The sequence below is a fragment of the Burkholderia sp. L-4 genome (assembly GCF_056856535.1).
This window is the reverse complement of sequence record NZ_JBXEOX010000002.1, coordinates 1,736,936-1,761,354: the sequence shown is the minus strand read 5'-3', so window position 1 is coordinate 1,761,354 and position 24,419 is coordinate 1,736,936. Positions and strand designations below refer to the sequence as shown.

17 protein-coding genes are annotated in these 24,419 nt (G+C 67.7%); 9 read left to right on the top strand and 8 right to left on the bottom strand.

Features of this window, described 5'->3' with window-relative positions; all coding sequences use genetic code 11:
* Positions 1-34: 34 nt before the first annotated feature.
* Entirely contained in the window at positions 35-2,335 is a 2,301-nt protein-coding gene (locus AC1VVG_RS24770) for an Orn/Lys/Arg family decarboxylase (protein ID WP_301742972.1), read from the bottom strand.
* A 508-nt stretch (positions 2,336-2,843) separates the two neighbouring features.
* Here AC1VVG_RS24770 and AC1VVG_RS24765 point away from each other — a divergent pair.
* The gene (locus AC1VVG_RS24765) at positions 2,844-5,024 is read left to right on the top strand and encodes an ornithine decarboxylase (protein ID WP_482836527.1); all 2,181 of its coding nucleotides are present in this window, start codon (positions 2,844-2,846) and stop codon (positions 5,022-5,024) included.
* 25 nt (positions 5,025-5,049) lie between these two features.
* On the opposite strand, the gene AC1VVG_RS24760 is transcribed toward AC1VVG_RS24765, so the two are convergent.
* The 3 genes from AC1VVG_RS24760 to AC1VVG_RS24750 form a co-directional block, all read right to left on the bottom strand.
* A complete protein-coding gene (locus AC1VVG_RS24760; RefSeq protein ID WP_482836525.1) occupies positions 5,050-6,207 on the bottom strand; it encodes an iron-containing alcohol dehydrogenase in 1,158 nt (385 codons plus the stop codon).
* A complete protein-coding gene (locus AC1VVG_RS24755; protein ID WP_482836523.1) occupies positions 6,204-6,539 on the bottom strand; it encodes a putative quinol monooxygenase in 336 nt (111 codons plus the stop codon). Before AC1VVG_RS24755 ends, AC1VVG_RS24760 begins: the two co-directional genes overlap by 4 nt.
* A gap of 224 nt (positions 6,540-6,763) precedes the next feature.
* A complete protein-coding gene (locus AC1VVG_RS24750; RefSeq protein WP_482836521.1) occupies positions 6,764-7,480 on the bottom strand; it encodes an SDR family oxidoreductase in 717 nt (238 codons plus the stop codon).
* 133 nt (positions 7,481-7,613) lie between these two features.
* On the opposite strand from AC1VVG_RS24750, the gene AC1VVG_RS24745 reads away from it, so the two are divergent.
* The 3 genes from AC1VVG_RS24745 to AC1VVG_RS24735 all read left to right on the top strand — a co-directional run bounded on the left by AC1VVG_RS24745 (position 7,614) and on the right by AC1VVG_RS24735 (position 10,850).
* Positions 7,614-8,591, top strand: a complete 978-nt coding sequence (locus tag AC1VVG_RS24745; RefSeq protein WP_482837209.1) for a LysR family transcriptional regulator — start codon at positions 7,614-7,616, stop codon at positions 8,589-8,591.
* A 146-nt stretch (positions 8,592-8,737) separates the two neighbouring features.
* Positions 8,738-10,126 carry a nucleobase:cation symporter-2 family protein gene (locus AC1VVG_RS24740; RefSeq protein WP_049028406.1) on the top strand — a complete coding sequence of 463 codons (1,389 nt, stop codon included), beginning with the start codon at positions 8,738-8,740 and terminating at the stop codon, positions 10,124-10,126.
* Between the two features lie 298 nt (positions 10,127-10,424).
* The gene (locus tag AC1VVG_RS24735; RefSeq protein ID WP_034185852.1) at positions 10,425-10,850 is read left to right on the top strand and encodes an NUDIX hydrolase; all 426 of its coding nucleotides are present in this window, start codon (positions 10,425-10,427) and stop codon (positions 10,848-10,850) included.
* Between the two features lie 69 nt (positions 10,851-10,919).
* On the opposite strand, the gene AC1VVG_RS24730 is transcribed toward AC1VVG_RS24735, so the two are convergent.
* Positions 10,920-11,132, bottom strand: coding sequence for a hypothetical protein (locus tag AC1VVG_RS24730; RefSeq protein ID WP_034185851.1), 213 nt, complete (start codon positions 11,130-11,132; stop codon positions 10,920-10,922).
* Positions 11,133-11,687: 555 nt separating this feature from the next.
* Between AC1VVG_RS24730 and AC1VVG_RS24725 the strand changes: the two genes are divergently transcribed.
* From AC1VVG_RS24725 to AC1VVG_RS24705, 5 genes are read left to right on the top strand one after another with little or no spacing between them, the layout of a single operon-like run.
* Positions 11,688-13,973, top strand: coding sequence for a hypothetical protein (locus AC1VVG_RS24725; protein ID WP_124609795.1), 2,286 nt, complete (start codon positions 11,688-11,690; stop codon positions 13,971-13,973).
* A 31-nt stretch (positions 13,974-14,004) separates the two neighbouring features.
* Positions 14,005-15,660: a hypothetical protein gene (locus AC1VVG_RS24720; protein ID WP_482836518.1), complete on the top strand. Its 1,656-nt coding sequence runs from the start codon at positions 14,005-14,007 to the stop codon at positions 15,658-15,660.
* A gap of 28 nt (positions 15,661-15,688) precedes the next feature.
* Positions 15,689-16,684, top strand: coding sequence for a hypothetical protein (locus tag AC1VVG_RS24715; RefSeq protein ID WP_482836516.1), 996 nt, complete (start codon positions 15,689-15,691; stop codon positions 16,682-16,684).
* Positions 16,681-17,550, top strand: coding sequence for a prenyltransferase/squalene oxidase repeat-containing protein (locus AC1VVG_RS24710; protein ID WP_482836514.1), 870 nt, complete (start codon positions 16,681-16,683; stop codon positions 17,548-17,550). Before AC1VVG_RS24715 ends, AC1VVG_RS24710 begins: the two co-directional genes overlap by 4 nt.
* A gap of 34 nt (positions 17,551-17,584) precedes the next feature.
* The gene (locus AC1VVG_RS24705) at positions 17,585-21,205 is read left to right on the top strand and encodes a DUF8189 domain-containing protein (RefSeq protein ID WP_059558316.1); all 3,621 of its coding nucleotides are present in this window, start codon (positions 17,585-17,587) and stop codon (positions 21,203-21,205) included.
* 144 nt (positions 21,206-21,349) lie between these two features.
* Here the strand turns inward: AC1VVG_RS24705 and AC1VVG_RS24700 are convergent, their stop codons facing one another.
* From AC1VVG_RS24700 to AC1VVG_RS24690, 3 genes are all read right to left on the bottom strand, one after another.
* Positions 21,350-23,587, bottom strand: a complete 2,238-nt coding sequence (locus tag AC1VVG_RS24700; RefSeq protein ID WP_482836512.1) for a TOMM precursor leader peptide-binding protein — start codon at positions 23,585-23,587, stop codon at positions 21,350-21,352.
* Positions 23,588-23,667: 80 nt separating this feature from the next.
* Positions 23,668-24,030: a BMA_0021/BMA_0022 family TOMM bacteriocin gene (locus AC1VVG_RS24695; RefSeq protein ID WP_069245918.1), complete on the bottom strand. Its 363-nt coding sequence runs from the start codon at positions 24,028-24,030 to the stop codon at positions 23,668-23,670.
* Positions 24,031-24,046: 16 nt separating this feature from the next.
* Positions 24,047-24,391 (bottom strand): BMA_0021/BMA_0022 family TOMM bacteriocin, encoded by a 345-nt coding sequence (locus AC1VVG_RS24690; RefSeq protein ID WP_049029779.1) that lies wholly within the window; start codon positions 24,389-24,391, stop codon positions 24,047-24,049.
* Positions 24,392-24,419: the final 28 nt, after the last annotated feature.

Sequence of the window (24,419 nt, the reverse complement as noted above, 5' to 3'; positions counted from 1 at the left end):
CGCCGCGCGGCCGGTCGCTCATTCGTTCGGGCGCTCACGCGGTCAGGCAGTACACGCGGTACGTGCCGTCCTCGACTTCCACGCCATGCGTGTCGTGCGCAAAACCCGGGAAACGCCGGTCGTACGCCTCGAGCGCCTTCAGGTAGCCGAGCACCGGGCCGCCTGCCGGCCCCGCGTTCTCGCCCGGCATCAAGAGCGGAATGCCCGGCGGATACGGCACAACGCCGGTGGCGACGGTGCGCCCGGCCAGTTCGTCGAGCGTGACCTGCTCGACGCGGCCCTGCACGAGATGCTCGTACGCGCGCACCGGGCTCATCTCCGGCTTCGGCAGGATCGAGAACGCTTCCGACATCAGCCGGGTCGTGCCGAGCTGTTCCATCGCCGCGAACATCGTGTCGGCCAGGTCCTTCAGCCCCATGCCCGCGTAGCGCGCGCCATGCTCCTTCGCGAGCGACGGAATCGCCATGTCGAGCGGCAGGTTCGCGTCGTAGTCGCGCTTGAAATCGCACAGCGCGCTGACGAGCGAGCCCCACTTGCCCTTCGTGATGCCGATCGAGAACAGGAACAGGATCGTGAAGTCGGTCGTCTTCTCGACGACGATCCCGCGCGCGTCGAGATACGCGGTCACGACGCTCGCCGGGATGCCGACCGGCATCAGGCCGCCGGCCGGTGCGACGCCCGGCGTAACGATCGACACCTTGATCGGATCGAGCATGCAGTAGCCGTCCTCGATGTTGCCGAAGCCGTGCCATTGCGCACCGGGGCGCAGCACCCAGCATGACGGGTCGCTCGCGAGCAGCTCGGCCGGCGCGTCGTGGAACGGCAGCGTACGGCCCGTGCGCGCCTCGAGTACCGTGTCGGGCTGCCAGCATTCGAAGAACCAGTCGCCCTTCGCGCCGAATTCGTTGTTCATCCGCGCGATCATCTGCCGGAACGCGACGGCTTCCTCGATCGATTCGTGCGTCAGCGCCGCGCCGCCGGGGCCGTCCATCATCGCCGCCGCGACGTCGTTCGACGCGATGATCGCGTAGTTCGGCGACGTCGACGCGTGCATCATGAACGTTTCGTTGAACTGGCCATGCGGGATCGGGCTGCGGCCGTCGCGCACGTGGATGTACGACGCCTGCGACAACGCAGTCAGCAGCTTGTGCGTCGACTGCGTCGCGAACACCGTGGGCCGGTCGGCATGATGGTCGCGCGGGTCGCCGTGCATCGCATGGCGGTCGCGGTAGATCGGGTTGAAACGCGCGTAACCGTACCAGGCTTCGTCGAAGTGCAACCGGTCGACGCTCGCGCCGAGCAGTTCTTCCACGCGCGTGACGTTGTAGCAGAGCCCATCGTACGTCGAGTTCGTGATGATCGCGTGCTTCGGCTGGCGATCGGCCAGCCCGGCCGTGAGCGGGTTCGACGCGATCGCCTCGCGGATCGCCGTCTGCGTGAGACGCTCGGATGCGATCGGCCCGATGATCCCGTAGCGGTTGCGTGTCGGCACGAGGTAGGTCGGGATCGCGCCCGACATCGTCATCGCGTGCTCCGCCGACTTGTGACAGTTGCGGTCGCACAGCGCGATCTGGTCGCGGCTCACGCTCGCCATCAGGATGATGCGGTTCGACGTCGACGAGCCGTTCGTCACGTGATACGTGCGATGCGCGCCGAACACGCGCGCCGCGTAGCGTTCGCTTTCGCCGATCGGGCCCGAGTGATCGAGCAGCGAGCCGAGTTCGCCGACCGAGATCGACAGGTCCGAGCGGAACAGCGATTCGCCGAAGTATTCGAAGAACGCGCGGCCGACCGGCGATTTCAGGAAGCCCGTGCCGCCCGTATGGCCGGGCGTATGCCACGAATACTCATAGACCCGCGAGAACTTCGCGAGCGCGCCGAACATCGGCGGCAGCACGTTCGCGCGATAGCGTTCGATCGCCGCGTGGATGCGGCCGCCGATGAAGTCGGCCGTATCCTCGAGCAGCCACACGAAATCGTCGACCTGCCCCATCACCGCGGACGGCACCGACGACGCCACGCTGCGGTCGGCCAGCAGGAAGATCGGCACGTTGCCGTTGCGCTGCCGGACCGCGTCGACCACGGCCTCGGACGGCCCGTGGCCGTCCGCGCCGAGATCCCAGTCGAGCAGCACGCACTGGATCGACGGATCGGAACGGATCAGCATGATCGCATCGTCGGCGGAGGTCGCCGTGAGCACGTCGATGTCGCGTTGCGCGAGCTCCGCGCTCAGCGTACGAACCGCTCGCCCGGTCGCCGTTTCCTGCGTGATCTCGTCGTCGACCAGCAGCGCGCGCATGCCGAGCCGACGAATGCCACCGGCAGAAGTATTCATGATGTTGCCCTCGCGGTTCCGATGCTTCGATTGTTGTGTTGTTCATCTCACGAGCACGCGAACAGCAGGCCACGGTCCGCGGCGTGAGACGCTCGCAATTCCGGTTTGATTCGCCATCCAATTCGGAGCCGACTATGCCATAGATGCCTTTCGGTGAAAAGCTGACGATTCGGTAAAACCATCGGCGCCTTTCAAAACGGATTTCATAATTGAATCATTTTTATGTGCAATGCAGCACGGCAATTCCCGATTATTTGATCCTTCTCATCCTTGAATGACATTGTCGATTCCGGTCGATTGAATTCGCACGCTTTTGTTGCTACGATCGGCTGCACCGGGCACGGCCCGATCGCGGCCGTGCCGCGCCGCGCAAGGCTCCATCGCGCAGCGCGCATTCGGCCTTCGGCATTCGCGGGAGCGTTTCAATCGGCTGCGGCGCATGTCGGATCAGAGCGACGTGCCGGTGCGAATACGGCTCCCGCTTCCGCACATTTACGGGAGAGTTTGCGTGAGCCTGTTGAAAATCGCAGTCGAGCCGGCGCTGATTGGCGCCTTCCTCACCACGCACGAACAGGTCGACGTATTCCAGACCGATTTCACGAATATCGCGGCAGTCATCGTCAGAATTGATTCGGCACAAAAGGTGCTGAATACCGTCGAAAGAACCGGTTTCGCGATTCCGTTCTTCGTCGTGGTCGAGCCCGACCAGGAAGTGCCGCCGGCGGTGCTGCCGCGCGCGAGCGGCGTGATCCAGCTCCGGCACGGCGGCCGCCACTACTACGGCCGGCAGATTTCCGCCGCCGCCGACATCTACAGCGAGAACCTGCTGCCGCCGTTCTTCAAGGTCATGCGCGAATACGTGCAGCGCGGCTACGTGGAGTTCGACTGCCCGGGCCACCAGGGCGGCCAGTTCTTCTCCAGTCATCCGCTCGGCCGGATGTTCTTCGACTTCTTCGGCGAAACGATCTTTCGCTCGGACCTCTGCAACGCGGACGTCCGGCTCGGCGACCTGCTGATCCACGAAGGCCCGGCGCTGGAAGCGCAGCGCAATGCCGCGCGGATCTACAACGCGGACAAGACCTGGTTCGTGCTGAACGGCACGTCGACGTCGAACAAGGTCGTCACGAGCGCGTTGCTCGCGCCGGACGATCTCGTGCTGTTCGACCGCAACAATCACAAGTCGGTGCACCTCGGCGCGCTGGTGCTGTCCGGCGCGCGGCCGGTGTACCTCGAAACCGCGCGCAACGCGTGGGGCCTCATCGGCGGCGTCGACAGCGCGGCGCTCGACGAAGCGCGCATTCGCGACGCGATCCGCGACGTCGCGCCCGAGCGCGTGGACCTGCCGCGCCCGTTCCGGCTGGCGGTGATCCAGCTCGGCACCTACGACGGCACGATCTACAACGCCCGCGAGATCGTCGACCGGATCGGCCATCTGTGCGACTACATCCTGTTCGATTCGGCGTGGGTCGGCTACGAGCAGTTCATCCCGATGATGCAGGACTGCTCGCCGCTGATGCTGACGCTCGGCCCCGACGATCCCGGCATCTTCGTCACGCAGTCGGTGCACAAGCAGCAGGCCGGCTTCTCGCAAACGTCGCAAATCCACAAGAAGGACAGCCACATCGAAGGCCAGAAGCGCTTCTGCGATCACCGCCGCTTCAACAACGCGTACATGATCCACGCGTCGACGAGCCCGTTCTACCCGATGTTCGCGGCGCTCGACGTCAACGCGCAGATGCACGCGGGCCCGGCCGGCAAGCGTCTGTGGCGCGACTGCGTCGCACACGGTGTCGATACGCGCAAGCTGCTGATGAAGACCTGCCGCCAGATCCGTCCGTTCGTTCCGCAACAGATCGACGGCCGCCCGTGGGCCGACTACCCGACCGAGCAGATCGTCGACGACCTGCGCTTCTTCCGCTTCCACCCGTCCGACACGTGGCACGGCTTCGAAGGTTATGCGGACGACCAGTACTTCGTCGATCCATGCAAGCTGCTGCTGACGACGCCCGGCATCGATCGCGACACGCACGAGTACGCGCCGTTCGGTGCACCGGCGCCGATCCTCGCGCGCTACCTGCGCGAGCACGGCGTCGTGCCCGAGAAAGCCGACCTGTACACGATCCTGTTCCTGCTCACGCCGTCGGAAAGTTTCGGCAAGCTGCAGCATCTGGTCGCGCACCTCGCGCAGTTCGAACGCCATCTCGACCAGGACACGCCGCTGCGCGAAGCGATTCCGTCGCTGTGCGAAGCCTATCCGGAGCTGTACGGCACCATGCGCCTGCGGCAGCTGTGCCAGCGCATGCACGACTTCTACCGCAGCCACGACATGAAGCACCTGCAGAAGCAGATGTTCCGGCGCGCGCAGTTTCCGAAGCAGGTGATGCAACCGCAGGCCGCGAACGCCGAGCTGATCCGCAACAACGTCGAACTCGTCACGCTCGAGCGCATCGAAGGCCGGATCGCGACCGAAGGCGCGCTGCCCTATCCGCCCGGCATCTTCTGCGTGGTGCCCGGCGAAGCCTGGGGCGGCCCGGCACTCGACTACTTCCGGGCGCTCGAAGCCGGGATCAACGCGCTGCCGGGCTTCGAGCCGGAGATCCAGGGCGTGTACCTGCAGACGCGGCCGGACGGCACGAAGCAGGCGTCGGCGTACGTGGTGGCGGCCGGCGCCGACGCGTCGCGCGCCTGAACCTGCCGGGCGACCGCACGCTGCGTCACCACGCCTGCCGGTAGATCTCCAGCGCGTCGGTCTCCGTCACCTCGCGCGGATTGTTCACGAGCAGGCGCGTCTGCAGCATCGCATCCGACGCCATGCGCGGCAGGTCGCGCTCGCCGATGCCGACTTCGCGCAGCGTGCGCGGAATGCCCGTCGCGACGATCAGCCGATCGATCTCGGCGATCAGCGCATGCGTGCGCGCTTCGTCGCTGCCGGTCGCCGACGGCGCGACGATCGCCGCGAGTTCCGCGTACAGCGGCGCGGCGGCTGGCGCATTGAAGCGCAGCACATGCGGCAACACCAGCGCATTCGACAGCCCGTGCGGCACGTGGAAAATGCCGCCGATCGGATAGGCCAGCGCATGCACGGCCGCGACCGGCGCGTTCGCGAATGCCTGCCCCGCGAACATCGCACCGACCAGCATCGCCTCGCGCGCGTGCCGGTTGCGGCCGTCGTCGCATGCCGCGAGCAGGTTGCGCGACAGCAGCGTGAGCGCGTGCGTCGCCAGCATGTCGGACACCGGATTCTTCAGCCGCGCGGACGTATACGCCTCGATCGCATGCACCATCGCGTCGATGCCGGTCGCGGCGGTGGCCGCACGCGGCAGGCCGAGCGTGAGTTCCGCGTCGAGGATCGCGACGTCCGCGAACAGGTGCGGCGATACGACACCCATCTTGCGCGCCTCGCCGACCGTCACGATCGACACGGCCGTGACCTCGGAGCCGGTGCCGGCCGTCGTCGGCATCTGCACGAGCGGCAGCCGCGCGCTCGTGACCTTGTCGACGCCGTACATGTCGGCCAGCGCCTGCCGCCGCGGCGCGAGCACCGCGATCAGCTTCGCGACGTCCATCGACGACCCGCCGCCCAGGCCGAGCACGATCTCGGCATCCGCCTCGATGGCGCGCTCGGTCGCTTCGAGCACCACGTGCTCGGGCGGATCGGCGATCACGTCGTCGATCACGGTCACCAGCCAGCCGTGCGCGGCGAGGCTCTCCAGCGCGGGCGCGAGCACGCCGCTGCGATGCAGGAACGCATCGGTGACGACGCACAGCCGCGCGAGCGCCGGAAAGCGTTCGCGCAACAGCGCGCCGAGCCGGCGCGCGGCGCCGAATTCGACGATCTGCGTCGGAACGGTACGGAATTGAAACGGATTCATCGGGTGCCTCCCGGTAGCGTCGCCGTGCCGGTGTCCGGCTGCACCATGAAGCGCGACACTTCGCGGCGATCGAGCAACGGAAAGATCGCACCGACTCCGATTCGCTGAAAATGCGGCGTTTCCCGATGTACGTCGAGGCCGTCCGCCTCGCGGTAGCGCTCGAGGATCACGATGTGGTCGGGATTCTCGGGCGACCGGAAATATTCGTAGTCGAGATTCTTCGGCTCGGCGCGCGTCGCCGGCGCGAGTTCCGCGAGCAGTTCGACCACGCGGCCGCCATTGCCGGGAGACGCGAAGAAGTGCGCGATGACCTGCAGGTAGGGTTCGTTCATGCTGCGCTCCGTGTTTGCGAAAACCTGTCGCGACGGAACGCGTGCAATGCATCGAACGCGAAGACGCGACACCGTATCACTGGCTCGTCGTCGCATTGTATTCAATCGGCCGTGCCTTCGCAGTAGCGCAGCCGGGCGGTGAAGGGACCGTCGGGATCCGCGACGCTTTCAACGCAAGCCGGATCGCAACCGGCCGCCCTTTCCGCCCGCCGACGCCACGGCGGCTACCACGGCACCGTGCGCCCCAGATAGTCGAGGTATTCGAGCCCCGGCCGCGCCCGCTTCGCCAGCAGCACGTCGACGAGGCTCGGCACGCTCTCGTCGACGGTCAGGCGCGCCTCGGGCCCGCCGAGCTCGGTGCGCACCCATCCGGGCGCCATCAGCGCCAGCGCACGCCGCGTGTCGGCCTGGCGCGCCGCGAAGCTGCGCATGAACTGGTTCAGTGCCGCCTTGCTGCCGCGATACACCTCACGCATCCCGTTGACGTTGTTCGCGACGCTGCCCTGCCCCGACGACATCGCACCGATCAGGCCGTCATCGGTCACGAGATCCTGAAATGTCTCGATCGTACGCATCGGCGCCAGCGCATTCGTGATCATCACGCGCACGAATTCGTCGGTCGTCACTTCACCGATCGTTTCACCCGGGTCGTTGGTCGTCCCGGCATTCACGAACAGCATGTCGAAGCGCCTGCCCGACAGGCGCTCGCGCAGCGCGGCCAGTTGCGCGGGCTCGCAGATGTCGAGCGTCTCGATGTCGAGCCGGCCGTCGTACCGGCCCGCGAGATCGTGCAGCTTCGTGCGTCCCGATCCCGCGCGCACGGTGCCCGTCACGTTCCAGCCCTTGTCCAGGAATGCTTCCGCCATCGCCAGCCCGAGGCCGCGTGAGGCCGCGACGAGCAGGATCGCGGGGATGTTTCGATTCGATTCGGTCGATTGCATGGGGTCCGCCTTTGCCGGATTGCGTCATGCGCCCACTATAGGCAGGCATTACAGCAGGCGCCAGACGCACCGGATGCAATCCATCGTTGCATCCAACGCCATGTCAGCCGCGCAACGAGCGTATCCTGTCCGGATGGAAGAAATCGACCTGAACCTCGTCACCGCCCTCGACGCGCTGCTGTCGGAAAGCAGCGTGACCGGCGCCGCACGCCGCCTTGGCCTGAGCACGTCCGCGATGAGCCGCACGCTCACGCGGCTGCGGCTCGCCACCGGCGACCCGTTGCTCGTCCGCGCGGGGCGCAGGCTCGTGCCGACGCCGCACGCGGCCGCGCTGCGCGATCGCGTGCATGCGCTCGCGAGCGACGCACGCGCGGTGCTGCGGCCGGCCACCGCCGACGTCGACATGGCGACGCTCGCGGCGACGTTCACCATTCGAGCGGCCGCGTCGTTCATGGAAATGCTGTCCGGCCCGGTGGTCGCCGCACTCGGCGAAATCGCCCCGCACGTGCGTATCCGCTTCGTATCGAAACCCGACCGCGATCCGCAGGCGCTGCGCGACGGCACGGTCGACCTCGAAATCGGCAAGCGCGGCGACGATGCGCCCGAGCTGCACACGCGCATGCTCTTTCACGACTGGCACGTCGCGGTGGCGCGCGCCGGGCACCCGCTGTTCGCGTCGGCGCGGATCACGCCGGCGCGCTACGCGGCCTGCCGTCACGTCATCTCGGCCCAGCTCGGCGATTTCAGCGGGCCGGCCGGCGATTCGGCCGATCGAACCGGCTCGGGCCCGCCCGTGCACGTCGTGGTGCCCGGCTACCCCGACGCGATGCGCGTCGCGGCCAGCACCGACCTGATCGCGCTCGTGCCGCGCTCGTGTCTCGGCAACGCCTTCTCGCCGGGGCTCACGGATGCCCTCGGGCTGCGCAGCTTCGAGATCCCGGTTCGCCTGCCGGCCATCCTCGTGTCCGCGCTGTGGCATCCGCGCATGCACGGCGACCCGGTGCAGCGCCGTCTGCGCGACGCGGTCATTGCGGTCTGCCAGCGTGCGTATCCGGATTCCCGGGCGCCGCGCGCGACGGCGCGCGGCGCCGGCACCCGCAAGGCCGGCTGACGCGCGGCCAACCCGCTGACCGCCCGGCGCCGATCCAGCCCCTTTCCTCGCTCCGCCGAATCCCCACCAGCGCAGCGCGCGCCGGCGGCGCGGGCGGGGCCTTCGGCTAAAATGCCGCACTTTCCACCTTGTCCGGCCCGCTCGCCATGCAACCCGCCTCCTCCGCCCAACCCGTCGCCCACGGCGCCGACGCCGCCGATGCGGCCCGCGACCTCGTTTACGGCCCGAACGACCGGCCGGCGCCGATGGTCGCGTTCGTCGCCGCGCTACAGCACCTGCTGGCGATCATCGTGCCGATCGTCACGCCCGGCCTGCTGATCTGCCAGGCGCTCGGCGTGCCCAGCCGCGATACGACCCTGATCGTGTCGATGTCGCTGGTGATTTCCGGCATCGCCACCTTCGTCCAGTGCAAGCGCTTCGGCCCGCTGGGCGCCGGCCTGCTGATCGTCCAGGGCACCAGCTTCAACTTCGTCGGCCCGCTGATCGCGGGCGGCAGCCTGATGGTCAAGCAAGGCACGCCGGTCGAGACCGTGATGGCCGCGATCTTCGGCGTCGTGATCGCCGGTTCGTTCGTCGAGATGGGCGTGTCGCGCATCCTGCCGTTCGTGAAGCGCCTGATCACGCCGCTCGTCACCGGCATCGTCGTGCTGCTGATCGGCCTCACGCTGATCAAGGTCGGCCTCATCAGCATGGGCGGCGGCTACGGCGCGATGGCCAAGGGCACGTTCGCGAGCGCGGAGAACCTGACGCTGTCGGGGCTCGTGCTCGGCACGATCATCCTGCTGAACCGCGTGCCGGTCGTCTGGGTACGCAGTACCGCGCTCGTCATCGCGCTCGTGATCGGCTACCTCGCGGCCGCGTTCCTCGGCCGCCTCGACTTCACGGGCATGCACCAGGCCGCGCTGTTCCAGGTGCCGACGCCGCTGCACTTCGGCATCGGCTTCTCGTGGTCGCTGTTCGTGCCGATGCTGATCATCTATCTCGTCACGTCGCTCGAGGCGATCGGCGACGTCACGGCCACCAGCAAGATCTCGAACGAGCCGGTCGAAGGCCCGGTGTGGATGCAGCGCATCAAGGGCGGCGTGCTCGTCAACGGCGCGAACTCGCTGCTGGCCGGCGTGTTCAACACGTTCCCGAGCTCGGTGTTCGCGCAGAACAACGGCGTGATCCAGATCACCGGCGTCGCGAGCCGCCACGTCGGCATCTGGATCGCGGGGATGCTTGTGGTGCTCGGCCTGTTCCCGGTCGTCGCCGGCGTGCTGCAGGCCGTGCCGGAGCCCGTGCTCGGCGGCGCGGCGATGGTGATGTTCGGCGCGGTGGCCGCCTCGGGCATCAACATCCTCGCGGGTGTCCAGCTCGATCGTCGCGCGCTGCTGATCATCGCGGTGTCGCTGGCGCTCGGCCTCGGCGTGTCGCAGGTGCCGGACATCCTCAACAGCCTGCCGCACGCGCTGAAGAACGTGCTGGAATCGGGGGTGGCGACGGGCGGCATCTGCGCGCTCGTGATGAACTGGTTCCTGCCGGAAAAGAAATGACCGGACGCGCCGCAGGGCGACGCGGCGTGCCTGACAGGCGGCGCCGCTGCGCGCGAACCTCGACGCGCCGAACGCGACGTCCGGCCGCCCGCTCTGCCGAAGCGCTGACGTGGAACCGGTCAGGATGACTTGCGGCCTGGCCGGTTGCAGCACGCGCGGCACCCGATGCTTGAGCCGCAGCCGGGTAGCCGGCGCGGCATGGCCCCGACGGCGCCTGGGCGCGCCGGCCAGGACAATCAAAAGTCAAACCCGGTCAGGCCACCTTGGTCGATCGATTCGTGCTGGTTAGAATCACGGTATGCCCCAAGTCCCCGCCCCCAACAACGCCCCCGCGGCAACGACCGTCCAGGTCAAGGAACGCGCGACCATCGTCTGCTACCGCGACGCGCGCGTGCTGCTCGTTGCGCGCACGGCGTCGCGCTGGGCCTTGCCCGGCGGCACCATCAAACGCGGGGAAACGCCGCTCGAGGCCGCGCATCGCGAGCTGTGCGAAGAAACCGGCATGACCGGCCAGGACCTGACGTATTCGATGCAGTTCACCGGGCTCGCGAAGATCCATCACGTGTTCTTCGCGGAAGTCGGCCCGGACCAGACGCCGCAAGCGAGCAACGAGATCGAGAAATGCAAGTGGTTTCCGATCGACGGTGTCGACGGGCTGCGCGCCAGTATTCCGACGAAGCGAATCGTCGAACTCGTCTACAACCACGAAATCCGCAAGGCGTAAGCGCACCGCGCGCGAGCGTGCGGTCGCCCCGCTCGGGTCGTCGTTCGTGGATCGGCGGCGCGCGAACGCTCAGTGCGTGCGCTGTCTTCGCAATTCGTGCGTGGAATAAACGACGAGAAAGATGCCGAGCATCGCGATGCCGGACGCCATGAAGTCGTTTGCGCTTCCCGCGCCGCGCAGCGACGCCGGGAGAATGCCCAGACTCAATCCTGCCCCAGCAAGAAGCAATCCTGCTGCTACGCCCCAGATCGGTCCGGTGATCTTGTCGGTTTTATTTTTCATACAGCACCCGTCTACAGTCGTGACCTGAACGGCATCGGCAAAAGGCGCCGCGTCTACCCTCAGTGGTTTCACTATAGCCGGAAAATAATTCACTGCGCGTCCGGACATTTACCGATCAAGTTTTACCGGTCGCGACCGCTTGACCGGGAAAATCGTGCCCCGTTCGGCCCGGGGGTCGACAAACGATCCGCGCGCCACCCGGCGCGCCCCTTCCGGTTCATTCCCGGCGCCAACCAGGCGGCCGCCCGCGGCCCACGTTCCTCGCCCGGCACCGATCGGTCTCACGCCATCGCGCCAGGTGTAATTGCCTGTAATTGCACCGTCGCACCAGACTGCCTAATTTCCACCTGTACCTTCGGCGCATCGATACGGGAAGCCCGCCCGAAGGGTCCGTGAGCGTTTGACCTCGAACCGGCACATGTCCGGCGTAACGCGGTTCGGAAACCCCGCACCTCGACCCGGCCCCCGGTCCGGGGGCGGGGATTCGGGCCGCACCGCGCGCGAATTTCCGCCGGACTCGCATGAAACACCACACGTTCTCAACTGGAGATGGAAATGATCAATATTCAGGACTCCCGAGTCATCAAGTACGACAACGACAGGAAGAGCGTCACCGTCTATCGCGATTTCGCGAACACGAATCTCTGGTACATCGTGCCGAAACCCCAGCTCGCCACCCAGACCGTCGACGGCATCACCCTTCCGGCGTTCGCGCTGACCGAGTTCAGGACGAACAGCGGCTCGGCCGGCACGGTGACGTTTACGGCCGAACTCGTGATCGACCCGGAGGCCTACCAGGCCGTGAAGAACGTCCTGGGCCAGGGCATCGAATTCGGCCAGTTCGTGTGGAACGACGCCCAGGCGTTCCTGACGCTGACGCTTCCGTCCACGGCGCCCGATACGCAGCTCAACGTCACGCCGTCCAATTTCGGCAGCAACGCGGCGACGTTCATCATCGACCTGAAGACCGCCGCCGACGTCAAGGCGATTCGCGACATCTTCGACTCGGGCGTCGGCCTGTCGACCTGGTCGATCCAGTATGTCGCCACGACGCTGAGCCAGCTGCCGGCCGTCAAGGCCACCGTGACCTACGACTGCGCGATCGCCGCCAGCTACCAGAAGACCGTCCACATCGACCGCAACGTCTGGGGCAGCGAGACCGGACGGCGCACCACGATCCGCGAATACATGCAGAAGTCCGATTCCGGCAAGGTCGACCTGGCGTGGTCGGTCCAGCCATCGGACGAGTTCCGGCAACGCGTCCACGACTGGGCGTTCACGACGCTCGAGGGGCTGGTCCAGGCCGCCGCCGACGATGTCGCGCGCCGCCTCGGCGCGAGCGCGGCCGACGATTTCAGCATCAACTCGATCGGCTCGTTCCAGCGCGTCTACCAGGAAAACGAGGTCATCGACTGGACGATCATGCCGCAGGGCTTCCTGCCGACCTTCGACAAGACGGTCTGGAGCCGGCTGGACAAGACGGTCGACAACCGCACGCTGGATGTGTCCGTGACGATGTCGGCCGACCTGAAGAACGCGGGCATCAGGAAGGTCACCGTGACGATCGACTATCCGGGCAAGGGCCAGCCGGAATCCAACGCATTCACCGCCGACACGGCCAATACCTGGCATTACGAATCCAACGGTTTCTTCGGCGCGAACAAGCAATTCGTATCGGAATACACGTACTGGTACCAGGTCGAGCCCGAAGACGGCGATGCCTTCACGTCGCCGCCATTCAAGAGCAGCAGCGACCAGCTCCAGATTTCCAACACCGACCTCGGCTACCAGCAAGCCGAGTTCATCTGCTCGAACATCGCATTCGCATCGGAAAAACCGGGCAACAACGTCGACTTCGTGCTGATCGACTTCACGTACCTGCCGACCGCCGGCTCCAAGCTGTTCGTCGATCAACGCAAGGTCACCAAGAACGCCCAGGCCGTGCAGTTCCGCAGCCACAGCTATCAGCCGAGCGGCGCGAACTACAGCTATGCGGTCACCTACGTGCTGACGAACGGCGACATCATCGTCAACCAGCCGCAGTCGGTGTACCCGGTGGTGAACAGCCAGACCCTGACCGTCTACAGCATGATCGCCCCCGCCGACTTCACGGTCACCGTCATGAACGACACGATTCCGGGGGGCAGTATCGCGCTGCCGGCGATCACCGGCGTCTCGCTGACGACCGGCTACACCGACCAGCCGGACAGCCCGGATCGCCAGACGCACAAGTTCCACGAACTGGGGATCGAGGACTACTACACCGGCACGTGGGAATACCAGGCCGTCAAGCGCAGCACCTCGACCGTCCAGGTCGACGGCACGGTCTATTACCGCGACAAGAACAACACGCGCAAATCCGTCGCGGTCCGCAAGGTGCGCTACGGCAACACGCCGTCGTTCGCACTGGACGTGTTCCCGGTCCAGTTGCCCTTCACGGTGACGTTCGATCCGTCGCTGGTCGACTGGAAGACGTACATCCAGGTCGAAGTCCAGATGTACCGCGCGTCGGGGTCGGGCAAGACCGACATCGACTCCTGCATCTTCAAGCCCACGACGCTGTCGAACGGCACCACGATCCTCCCGTCGCCCTACTACTACACGTTCGCGCGCGAAGTCGATGCGTCGACGGAATTCCAGTACGCGACGACCTACTTCGAAGCCGGGACCAACCGCGGCGTCGAAGGGCCGCAGGGCAGTTACGACAACAACACGCTGGTGCTGCCCCACGATACCAAGGGCGGGACGAAGCCGGTCTATTCGGTACGGCTGCCGGCAAGCGACGTCCTGACCCGCGACCTCGACGAGACCGACAAGGCCGACGAGACCGACCTGGTCTGACCGCCCTCCCGACCGACCCAAGCGCGCGACCATGACAACGCTCACCTACACCGTCAAGCTGGCGACCGAATCCGGCCCCGCATCGCCTCCCGCCCCCCGGCGGGCGACGCTGCTGCTCGAGTTCAAGGATCCGGTACGCAACGCTTACCAGCAAGCGACGCTCGTCCTCGACACCGACACGCCGCGGCGCACGTGGCAGATCGACGTGGCCGCGGCCGACACGGGACAGGCGTTCTACGCCTCGGTGCTCGATTACGAGGCCGGCGAACAGGTCGCGCGCGCTCCGGTCCCCTTCGTCGGCACCGAGGCCACGATCGGCGGCGCCGCCGAACCCGTCTCCGTCACGGCGCTGCTCGACGCGCTCGACTGGACGGCCGTGTCCTCGGTACAGGTCGCCGTCGGGGGACAGTCCCACACCTTCACCCGCGAGCGGCCGTATGCGTGGTGCTTCGCGCTGCCCGGCCCGGGCATCGTCGAATGGGCCGCCGACTACGCGATGACGGACGGCACCCGGCGATCCGGCACGGGCGTGGCCACGCAAGGCATCGCCATCATCCCCGCGCCGCCGGCCGACGTTCGCTTCTCGATCGCCGCCGCCGACGTCGACGCATTCGCGGTGGCCGCCGTCGCGTTGCGCGTGACCGGCTACGACGGCGTGGTCAGGACTGCAGAACTCGCCAAGACGCACCCGAGCGTGACGCTCTCGCTGCCGTTCGCGCCGCCGGAACAGGCATGGTTCGTCTACGACTGGACGGTCACCTATACCGACGGCACGCCTGCGTGGACCGCGCCGGGCCGCGCGAGCGACGGCGCGCGGTCGATCGTGCTCGACGATTTCGGCCGCATCCTGCTGGCCAGCGACGCCATCGACTTCGACGTGGTCGAGAAAGTGACGCTGACCTGGCAGTACGACAACCAACCCAAGACGGCCGAGTTGTCCCGCGCGCAACGGTCGGTCCTGCTGCGCCCCGGCCAGGACTACGATCTCGCGCGGCCGCTGGTGGCCGGCCTGACCTATGTGCTGTCCAGCGGATCGACGAACCTCGAGGGCGAGGCCGTGCCGCAGGGCCGCTTCGAGGTGCCCTATCCGCTCAGCACGCGGCTGGTGCGCGTCTTTGCGCCCGGCATGCTGACCACGCCGCCGCTCTACAGCGCGATGCGCCTCACGTCGGTCCAGACGCTCGAACTGGGCTCCGGCTGGCAACTCCAGACCGGCCTGCCGCAGATCAACCTCACCCCGAGCGCGCCGACCTGGGAAACGCGCGTCGCCGCGGTCGAGCCGGAGCGGGTCGTGCTGAGCTTCGCGGGCACGGCAACGCCCGACGGCGGCGGCAGGCCGAAGCCGATCGCGCTGACCCGATCGCCATTCGAGCTGACGCCCGCCGGGCCGGAGATCGCGCTCGCGACGGTCCAGGTATCGGCGCAGTCCGTCTCCTGGGAGCGCTACGTGCGCGTGGAAGCGAGCCTGTGGACCGGCAGCGATGCCGCACGTGAAAACGAACAGACGATCTCGTTCGACCGCAACAGCGCCGATGCGTGGTGGGCCTACCTGCCGCCATCGGGAACCTACGGCCCGTCGTTCCGATGGTCGGCGACCTACTATCCGGCCGACGGCACGTCGCCGCGGCACAAGGCACCGACGTCCAGCGACAACCCGCGCCTGTCGCTGCCGCCGACGCTGTCCTGAGCGCGGCCTTCACGCACGAACGCCCACCATGCCCATGGCCGAACTCCACCCGGCAGTGCAGCGAGCGCTGGCGCTGGCGTCCTCGCACGGGACGCCCGCACGCCAGGCCGCGGCGCCCGCGCCGGACACCGCGCTGCGGCACCTGCTGCGCGACCGTTCGCCGGCGGAACCCGCCGCCTGGAACGACAGCAAACTGGGACGCAGCGGCTTTCCGGTGGAAATCTCCATCGCGTTCGGCCGCCCGGAACTGCGCTATACCGTCGAGCCCGCCGGCCCCGACACGCCGCCCGCGCGCCGGTTGAGTCGCGCGGGTGCCGCGATCGCCGCCCTGTCGGACGAGTCGATCGAACCCGCGGACCTCGCGACGATCGCGTCGTTCCAGGACAACGCGGCGCTCGCCTACGGCGCATGGATCGGCGGCCGGCACGGCGACGGCAAGCCCCGCTTCAAGCTCTATGCGGAGGTGCCCGGGCGCGGCGCCGAGCACGCGCTGGCCTGGGGCACCCGCCATCTCGGCGACCTGTCGGGCATCGTCCGGCGCGGCGCGTGGCCCGTCATGGCCGGCTGGCAACCGGCGGGCCGGCGCGCCGAGCTCTACCTCCGCACGCGCCGGCTGTTCCGCGCGGATGTGCCGCTGCTGATGGCGGCGGCACGACTCGAGCACCGCGCAGACGAAGTGCTCGGCCTGCTGCAGGATGCCTGCTGCAGCGCGATCGAGGCCGCGCTGCCGGCGGCCGATTTCGGCGTCAGCATCGGTGCCGGCCCGGACGGCGCGTCGACGTTCACGCTGTATGCGGTCGCCAACGACCTGTTCGGCGGCGACGGCCGCATCCGCGAAACGGTGCTGCGCGTGGCCGCCGCCCGCGGATGGGACACGCACTTCTATCGCGCGCTCAGCGAACCGCTGGCCGGCGCGAGCGGCTTCGTGACCCGGCACGGGATGTTCGGCATCGTCGTGGCATCGGACCAGCCGGCGACCGTGGCCATCGGACTGACACCGGACCATCCCGAGACGTCGTCATGAGCGCCGCGTTGCCCGCCCGCGCGAGCCGCGCCCCGGTCCACGCGCTCGATGCGCTCCTCTCCGCGCAGGCGCCCGGCGGCGCGTTCCCGTCGCGCGTGACCGTCGGCGACCGGCGCTACGCGGACGAGAACGCCTTCGTCACGGCCCTGATCCTCGACGCGCTTGCGCGCCTGCCGGCCGGGGCGGCCGATCGCGCGATCGCCCGCGGCCTCGACTTCCTCGAAAGCTGCGCCTCGCTCACCTGCCCGGGCGCGTTCCATTTCTATCCGCCCGGCCGGATGCCGTCCTGGCTGGGCGTCGACCTGCCCGCGGATGCCGACGATACCGCGCTCGCGCTGACGCTGCTTGCCCGCTTCGGACGGCGCACCGCGGCCGAGGCCTGCGACGCGCTGGAGCGTGTGCTGCATCCGTGGCGGCTGCACCACCGCCCGGAGTCCGCCGATCCGTGGATCGCGCAAGGGGCGTGCCGGACCTGGCTCGACCGCCGTGCGGCCCCCAATCCGGTGGATGCATGCGTGAACGCGAACGTCGCGACGGCGCTGACCTCGCTGGGCGGCGCCGGCCACGCCGCCTGCCGCGCGGCGCGCGACACCGTGCTGGACGCCATCGCGTTCGTCGCGGAGAACCCCGCGCATCGCGCGCGGCTGACCGCCTTTTACCCCGACCTGTGGGAACTCGTGCATGCGCTGCGCCGCGGCGCCCGGCACGGCGTCACCGGTTTCGCGCGCGCGGCCGCGCAGCTGGCCGGGATGCTCGGCCCCCACGCCGGCGCGCAGGCCACGGTCTGCTCGTCCACCGACATGCGCTGGCGCTGGACAGCGCCCCTGTTGCAAACGGCGCGCACGCTCACGCGTGACACGCCCTAGCCGTCACCGCCCACCCTTTCACTGGAGAGATCCCATGCCTGGCGTTCATACCGTCCCACCGTCGCTGTCCGCTTCGCTCTACGGCAACGCACCCGATCCGAAATCGGGCCTGCAGGTCAGCACCCGTCTGATGGAAAGCTACGAGATCATCCGCCCGGTCACCGGCGCGAGCGACATCTCGACGTTCCTCAATGCCGCCGGGCGCCTCGATATCTATTCGTCCGGCACCGCGCAGAAGGTCTACCGGATCCGCGCGGACAACCAGTCGGACACCGGCTGGACCGAAACCGACCTCGGCGTCACCGCGAGCCAGATCAGCCCCTGTCTCGCGCGCAGCAACGACTACGACAACCCGAATCTCCTCGGCATCGGCGCCAGCGGCAAGCTGACGCTGAGCCGATGGCAGGACGGCCGCTACGCGCAGGCCGACTGCCAGCCCGCCGGCGCGAAACGCCCGCTCAAGCAGATGCTGTCGACCCGGAATTTCGGCAACGTCTACGTCAACGTCGTGCTCGACAACGACGAAGTCGGCAGCAGCTATCTGCGGCCGGACGGCACCTGGGGGTCGACCGACTGGGTACCGATCCGCAAGAGCCAGGGCAGCCCGGACAACGCCACGGTCAAGCGCATCGCGATGTGCGCGAACGATCCGGTGCAGCAGTCGCTGTTCGCCATCGGTCCGGACAACGCCGTGCTGTTCGCGCAGAGCGACTTCCGCTTCTCCTACTTCACGACGCTCGGCTACAAGAAGGCGATCGACCTCGCCGTCGTGGCCGACCAGGAGAAGCGCCTGAACATCTTCATCGTCGATACCGACTTCGGCATCTGGCAAAAGCGCGAGAAGAAATACAGCACGTCGGGCATCCAGTTCGACGACTGGGTGCTGGTCAGCAACGCGGCGCCGGTCACGGGCCTGCGGGCGGTCATCAACGCAGGCGGCCTGCTCGAGGTCTTCGCGATCGGCAAGGATCAGCGGCTCTACCATACGCGGCAGATCAGCAGCGGGCTCAACAAGGTGAGCTGGTCGAGCTTGTTCGAACTCGGCAACCCGGTGCCCAACACGAAATTCACCGTCGGCCGCAACGCCGCCGGCTACTCGGAAGCGTATTCCGTGTCGTCGGACAGCAGGCTGTACCGCTTCTGGCAGGACCCGAAGACGACCCAGTGGACCAACGAGGAAATCCGCCTGCAGGGCACGGGCGAGATGACGTCGGTGCCGACCCATGCCACCGAGATCACGGTGCTGGACGACGCCGGCCAGCTTGCCGTCAACGCCCGGGTGCAGATCGATGCCGCGTCGATGGTGCCGCTGCGCATCAACGGCCTCTACTACCAGGCGAGCCCGGACTACACGATCCCGGTGCTGTCGGGCGGCGGCGGCAAGGTGGTGATCGAGCGCTTCACCAACAGCCTCGCGAGCCCCAGCTACCACGTCCGCACGCAGTTCATGCAGCCGGGCGAAGGCGTCACCGTGGAGCCGAACGGCGCGCTGCAGGAGAAGATGCACGCGGTCGACACCGACGCCGTCTGGAACGCGAAGACCGCCTCCGGCGCCTACCTGCTGGCCGGGGATTTCCGGACCCGCGAAAACGCCGAGAACGTGGCGAAGATCATGCGCCAGTCGATGTCGTTCGGCATGCCGGCCAACGCGTCGGCCCGGAGCCTGCGCTACCTCGGCGCCAACCGCTCGCTCGTCGGGCTGCGGCATACGACGCGTGGCACGGCCGACCCGTTCGCGCTCGTGCCGGAAGACGTGCCCGCCCAGCACTGGCGGGTGTCGTTCACCGATACCGGCGTGCACTACGACGACCTGACCGCGGACCAGGCCGGCGCCTACCTGTTGCGCTCCCGCGCGCTCGCGTCGTCTGGCGACGAAACCCTGGCGAATGCCGGCTTTCTCGGCATCGACTGGGGCGACATCTGGAACGCGATCAAGAACGGCGTCGGCCGCATCATCGACGGCCTGAAGGAATTCGTCGTGACGACCATCGTCGATCCGGTCACGCGCCTCGTCAACGAGATCAAGGTCGTCTTCAACTTCCTCATCGACGGCGTGACGTACCTGATCGACAAGACCATCAAGCTCTTCCAGCAGGCGTTCGACATCGTCGAGGGCATCTGGAACAAGCTCAAGGTGTTCTTCAAGGAACTGTACGAGTGGCTGGCCTTCTTCTTCGCGTGGGGCGACATCAAGCGATCGGCGGAGGCCACCCGCCATACGTTCGACGCGACCTTCGACTACCTGCTCCTGGCGGTCGAGGCGGTGAAAGGCCAGGTGGCGGCCGGTTTCGACCACCTGCAGACGGAGATCGACAAGGCCGTCAACACGTTCCTCGCGCAACTCGACCCGAAGCTCGGGATCGGCCAGTACGCGGACGACGTCGATCGCCCGGACCCGCGCATCGGCGAGTCGACCAGCCACAACGTGCTGCTCAATGCCTTTTCGGATAACTACAAATCGACCCGCGTGTTGTCCCGTGGCGATGCGCTGGCCGTCGCCGCCGATCCGCTCCAGGGCCTGTGCGAAAAGCTGAAGGCAGTCGCCGACAACTTCGAGTTCGGCCAGGGCAAGAACGCGTTCCACGACGCCGCCGCCTACTTCGAACAGATCGGCCGCACGCCCGATCGCGTGCTCGACCTGCTGTTCGCCGGCACCGTCAAGGTGATGGAGGCCGTCACCCAGTTCGCGTTGAGCGCGGCCAAGGGCCTGGTCCTGACGATTCTCGACCTGGTCGCCGACGTGATCGGCGCGGTCAAGGACCTGTTCGACACCGAATGGGAAATCCCGTTCGTGTCGCAGCTTTACAAGCTGATCACCGGCTCGTCGCTGAGCTTCAAGGTGCGCGACCTGTTCTCGTACGTCGTCGCCATCCCCGGCACGTTGCTGTACAAGCTCGTGAAGCATGAAGCGCCGTTCCCCGACGCCGCGAGCGTCACCCGCTTCAAGTCGTCGTTCACCGCGCAGTGGCTCGCCGAGCAGAGCGGAATCGCGCCGAAGTCCGAGGTTTCGCTGATGGTCAGCGCCGAGCAGAAATCGGCCATCGCGGTCTTCTTCGGCGTATCGGCGTCGGTCTGCATCTTTGCCGCGACCATTCTCGACACCATCGAGATCGCGCTGCAGACCGAGGAGGTCGAGGTCGAGGCGATCGGCACCGGCTCGCTGTTCATGGGCTTCGGCTCCGCGTTCTTCAGCGTGCCATGGATGATCGCGAGCGACGCGGGCGGCTTCTCGTGCAACGACGGCAAGGGGCTCAACAACCTGCTCTGGCTGTTGAACACCGTCGTCGGGTACGGACGGGCCGCGGCGCTCAAGATCGCCGGCAAGAAGTACAAGATCCCCGCGGAAGTGGATCAGGTCACGGTGAATCTGTGGGGCTGCGCGCGGCTGGCCCTGACGATCGTGTGGGCCGTGAAGAGCGGCGAGGAACTGGATGGCGTCGAAGCGGCGGAGGCGTTCGTCGACACGATCACCGGTCAGGTGTTCCGCTTCCTGGGCGTCAAGGCGGTGGTCGCCGCGACCGAGGGCATCTCGCTCCTCGCGCTGCTCGTGATCGTCGGCCTGGGCGGCATGACGACGACCGCGCTGCATCTGGCCGCGTCGCTGAAATCCGACGAGGCCGTCGCGCGGCGCCTGCCCGCCCAGGCGCTGGCGTGACGCCGGCCGGTCGTCGCGGCACGATCGGGCAGCGCGACGGCATGAAAGCGGCCGCGCGCGGCGGCATCCGGTCCGGCGGGCCGAGGCCGCCGCGCGGCCGCGGTCGACGCAGTGGCGGGCCGTCGTGCCGCGGCGACCGGCCCGTCAGAGAAACAGCAGCGCCTCGTTCAACTCCGTCTCGCGGCTCGGCTGGCCCCGCCAACCCAGTCGAACGGGAACCGAATAGAGCCGTTGCGCGCCGAAGCGCGGCCAGAAATGGCACAGCCCCGGCGCGATCACCTGCACGACGGACAGGCCGAGGTCGGGTCGCGTCTTGTCGACGACGAGCACGTCCATGCCGGCCGCCGCGATGCGCCCGACACCCTGCGCGATCGCAGCCGGCAGCGACGCGGCGCCGATCGGCTGCCACGTCGAGCGGCTCGTGCGGGGCAAATCGGCCGCCGGATACAGGAATCCGGTGTCCGCCAGCTTGCCGCGATCCCACGGGTCCGGCGCATCCGCGGCGACATCGAGCAACTGGTTGACTTCGGTCAGCGCCCGGTTCACTGCGATGGCGCCGTCCGGATGGCAGCCGAAGCCGATCGAGAAGCGCCCGTCCTGCGGATTTTCCGCGAGCGCGGCCACGGTCGGCACCCCGAGGTCGGCGGTGATGTCGAGCGCCCACAAACGCCATCCGAGCGTCGCGTATTCGCGCACGAGCGCGTCGAAATACGGATCATCGAAACTCGACAATTCGATGCCGGGCCGCGCGATCCGGTTGTACCACCAGATCGCGACCGCATCGCGCTCGATCAATTCGAGCATGCCTTGCAGGATCGCCTCGTCGAGGCTCGAGCCCGCCGCGCAGCCGTTGGGGTTGTGCACGCACGCGGCCGGCGCCCGCGCGCTGTCCGGCGTTTCCGCATAGCAGTAACTCAGCGGCACGAGGTGGCGCCGGCCGGTCACGAGCGACCAGGCCGGCGTCCAGTCGATGACGTCGTGCGCCGTGAAGCGCGGCGGCACCTGTTTCCGGACATCGCGGGTCAACGCGTTGATCGCGTCGCGCGCGTCGAATTGCCGTTCGCTGAACTGCTGAAGGGCGTTCACGTGGATCGGGGCGGCGTCGTATGCGGGATCGGCGAGCAGGCTTTCGAGGCTTCCCGTCAGCGTCGCCTCGTCCCCCTGGTACACGCTGCTGAATCGCTCGAGCGCCTCGCACAGCGCGCTCGCGCGGGCCTGATCGTCGGTACGGCCCTTGCCGGCGCAGATCCTGTCGAAGCGGTTGCTGCCCGGCACGGCCGCCGGGCACACGAGAAAGCCCGACGCGTAGACCTTGCGCAGGCCCGCGTGCCGCTTCGGCATCGGATGCAGGTAAGCGATCGCGCCGCTGACCGGCGAGACCAGATGGGCATGACGCGCGAACACCTGCTGCGGATCGGCGATGCGGTAGCCGCCGTCGGCGCGCGCCAGCGGTTCATGATCGGCGAGACGCGGCGCGCGCGCCGCCTGTTCGCGCATCCACCCGGGATTGCCGCAGCACGGGCATTGCGGACGTTTCAGCACGCGGTGACGCTCGGCGGCCAGCGTGTCGATGCGCTGCGCCACGATATGGGTCTGCGCCCGTGCCGACGCCGCGGGGTTGACGGCGATCTGCTCGACCGTCGCCGCCACGAGCGCCGCCGCGGCAAAGGCCGCCGCACGCGACGCCGCCGGCGGCAGACGCGCCGCGTCGCGGCCGTGATGGCGCGCGAGCAGCGCTTCGACGGGCCGGTTGATGCGAATCCAGTAGCGCACGCATTCGATGCACGGCGCGTCGGCGAGCGCGTCGCCGCCGGCCAGCAACGGTCCGATCAGCGTCTGCACGCCGCCCGTCGTCACGACGAGCAACGCCCCGCCGCGCGCCGCGACGCGGGCGGCGCACGCGGCGAGATCGTCGCGATCGTGCGTATCGGCGATCGCGACGGTCAGCCCGGCCTCCGTCACGACGTCGATGCCGGCTGCGTCGAGCGCGCGCCCGAGCGCCGTATCGGCGACACCGAACCGCTCGATCGCGACACGCAGTTGCGCGACGTGCCCGCAAGCCGCGTCGCCGTCGAGCCCCGCACGCTCGAAGAAGCCGCGCGCCGCATCGTCGTCGTGCGGCAGGTCCGCGCGCACGTACCCGCGACGCACCAGTTGATCGAGACGCGCGAGCACGTCCCATTCGCCGAACGCACCGGCAAGCGACGTCACGGTCTCCGCGATCGTCATCCGCGCCCGCAGGCACGCCGCGATCCGCACGAAAATCGCGCCGGACAGCATCACGCGCTTGAATTCGTCGACGACGAACAAGGTCTCGGGCCCGGCATCGAGCACGAGCAAATGCGGCTTGAAGCGCAACACGCGCGAAGGGTCATCGAGCATCGTCGGGTTCCATGCGGCGGGTAAACGAACGTCGCGCGGCGCCGGGGCCGCGCGACGGTACACGGCGCGGCCGCGCCGCGTCAGCAGCAGGTGAACAGGTAACTCGGCCCGGCGTCGCAGTAGGCCGCGAGCGCAACGGCCTCCTCGTCGAGGCCCAACGGCTGCTCCGGTATGCCGACCGTCATCACGTTGCGCGGCAGGTGCCAGCTCCCGCCGCCGTTGGCATGGCGCTTCCAGCCATGATCGCCATGGGTCTTGACGACCTCGATGTCGACGATCCACGGACACTGGTAACCGAAGTATTTCGCGAGCGTCTCCAGCGGCCGCTCCAGCAGCTCGTCCTTGAATTCCGGATCCCGCCACGAGAGCGCGATCGCGCGCAGATAGACCTTCTGGAACTCCAGCATCGATTCGAGCGTCGGATTCGCGTTGTTGTTGGCCATGTCGGTTTCCCCGCGGTCATTCCATGATGGTGATGTGGTTCGCGTTGTAGGCGGCCAGCGCCTGCGCGAATTGCGCTTTGTCCGCCGGCGCGGGCGGCAGGTACAGCGTGAGCTTGTTTCTCCGGCCGGCCGTCCAGTCGCCGTTGACGGTCGGCGTCCACTCGGACGATTTCGGCTGCACCTTCAGGTCGAGCCGGAACGGAAAGTGATAGTCGAAATGCTCGCGCAGCGCCTCGATCGGGTCGGCCTCGAGTTCGTCGAGAAACGCCGGCGAATGCCACGCCAGCGCGATCGCCCGGATGACGGTTGCGCGGTATTCCAGAAACTGCTCGTACGTCGGTAGTCGAAGATCCTTGCTCATCTCTCTGTTCTCCTGATGGACGAATGGA

Coding starts and splice junctions, on each gene's coding strand:
- AC1VVG_RS24725 (WP_124609795.1), top strand. CDS start 11,688: ATGATCAATATTCAGGACTCCCGAGTCATCAAGTACGACAACGACAGG.
- AC1VVG_RS24745 (WP_482837209.1), top strand. CDS start 7,614: ATGGAAGAAATCGACCTGAACCTCGTCACCGCCCTCGACGCGCTGCTG.
- AC1VVG_RS24705 (WP_059558316.1), top strand. CDS start 17,585: ATGCCTGGCGTTCATACCGTCCCACCGTCGCTGTCCGCTTCGCTCTAC.
- AC1VVG_RS24770 (WP_301742972.1), bottom strand. CDS start 2,335: ATGAATACTTCTGCCGGTGGCATTCGTCGGCTCGGCATGCGCGCGCTG.
- AC1VVG_RS24700 (WP_482836512.1), bottom strand. CDS start 23,587: ATGCTCGATGACCCTTCGCGCGTGTTGCGCTTCAAGCCGCATTTGCTC.
- AC1VVG_RS24750 (WP_482836521.1), bottom strand. CDS start 7,480: ATGCAATCGACCGAATCGAATCGAAACATCCCCGCGATCCTGCTCGTC.
- AC1VVG_RS24690 (WP_049029779.1), bottom strand. CDS start 24,391: ATGAGCAAGGATCTTCGACTACCGACGTACGAGCAGTTTCTGGAATAC.
- AC1VVG_RS24740 (WP_049028406.1), top strand. CDS start 8,738: ATGCAACCCGCCTCCTCCGCCCAACCCGTCGCCCACGGCGCCGACGCC.
- AC1VVG_RS24730 (WP_034185851.1), bottom strand. CDS start 11,132: ATGAAAAATAAAACCGACAAGATCACCGGACCGATCTGGGGCGTAGCA.
- AC1VVG_RS24720 (WP_482836518.1), top strand. CDS start 14,005: ATGACAACGCTCACCTACACCGTCAAGCTGGCGACCGAATCCGGCCCC.
- AC1VVG_RS24760 (WP_482836525.1), bottom strand. CDS start 6,207: ATGAATCCGTTTCAATTCCGTACCGTTCCGACGCAGATCGTCGAATTC.
- AC1VVG_RS24710 (WP_482836514.1), top strand. CDS start 16,681: ATGAGCGCCGCGTTGCCCGCCCGCGCGAGCCGCGCCCCGGTCCACGCG.
- AC1VVG_RS24755 (WP_482836523.1), bottom strand. CDS start 6,539: ATGAACGAACCCTACCTGCAGGTCATCGCGCACTTCTTCGCGTCTCCC.
- AC1VVG_RS24735 (WP_034185852.1), top strand. CDS start 10,425: ATGCCCCAAGTCCCCGCCCCCAACAACGCCCCCGCGGCAACGACCGTC.
- AC1VVG_RS24695 (WP_069245918.1), bottom strand. CDS start 24,030: ATGGCCAACAACAACGCGAATCCGACGCTCGAATCGATGCTGGAGTTC.
- AC1VVG_RS24715 (WP_482836516.1), top strand. CDS start 15,689: ATGCCCATGGCCGAACTCCACCCGGCAGTGCAGCGAGCGCTGGCGCTG.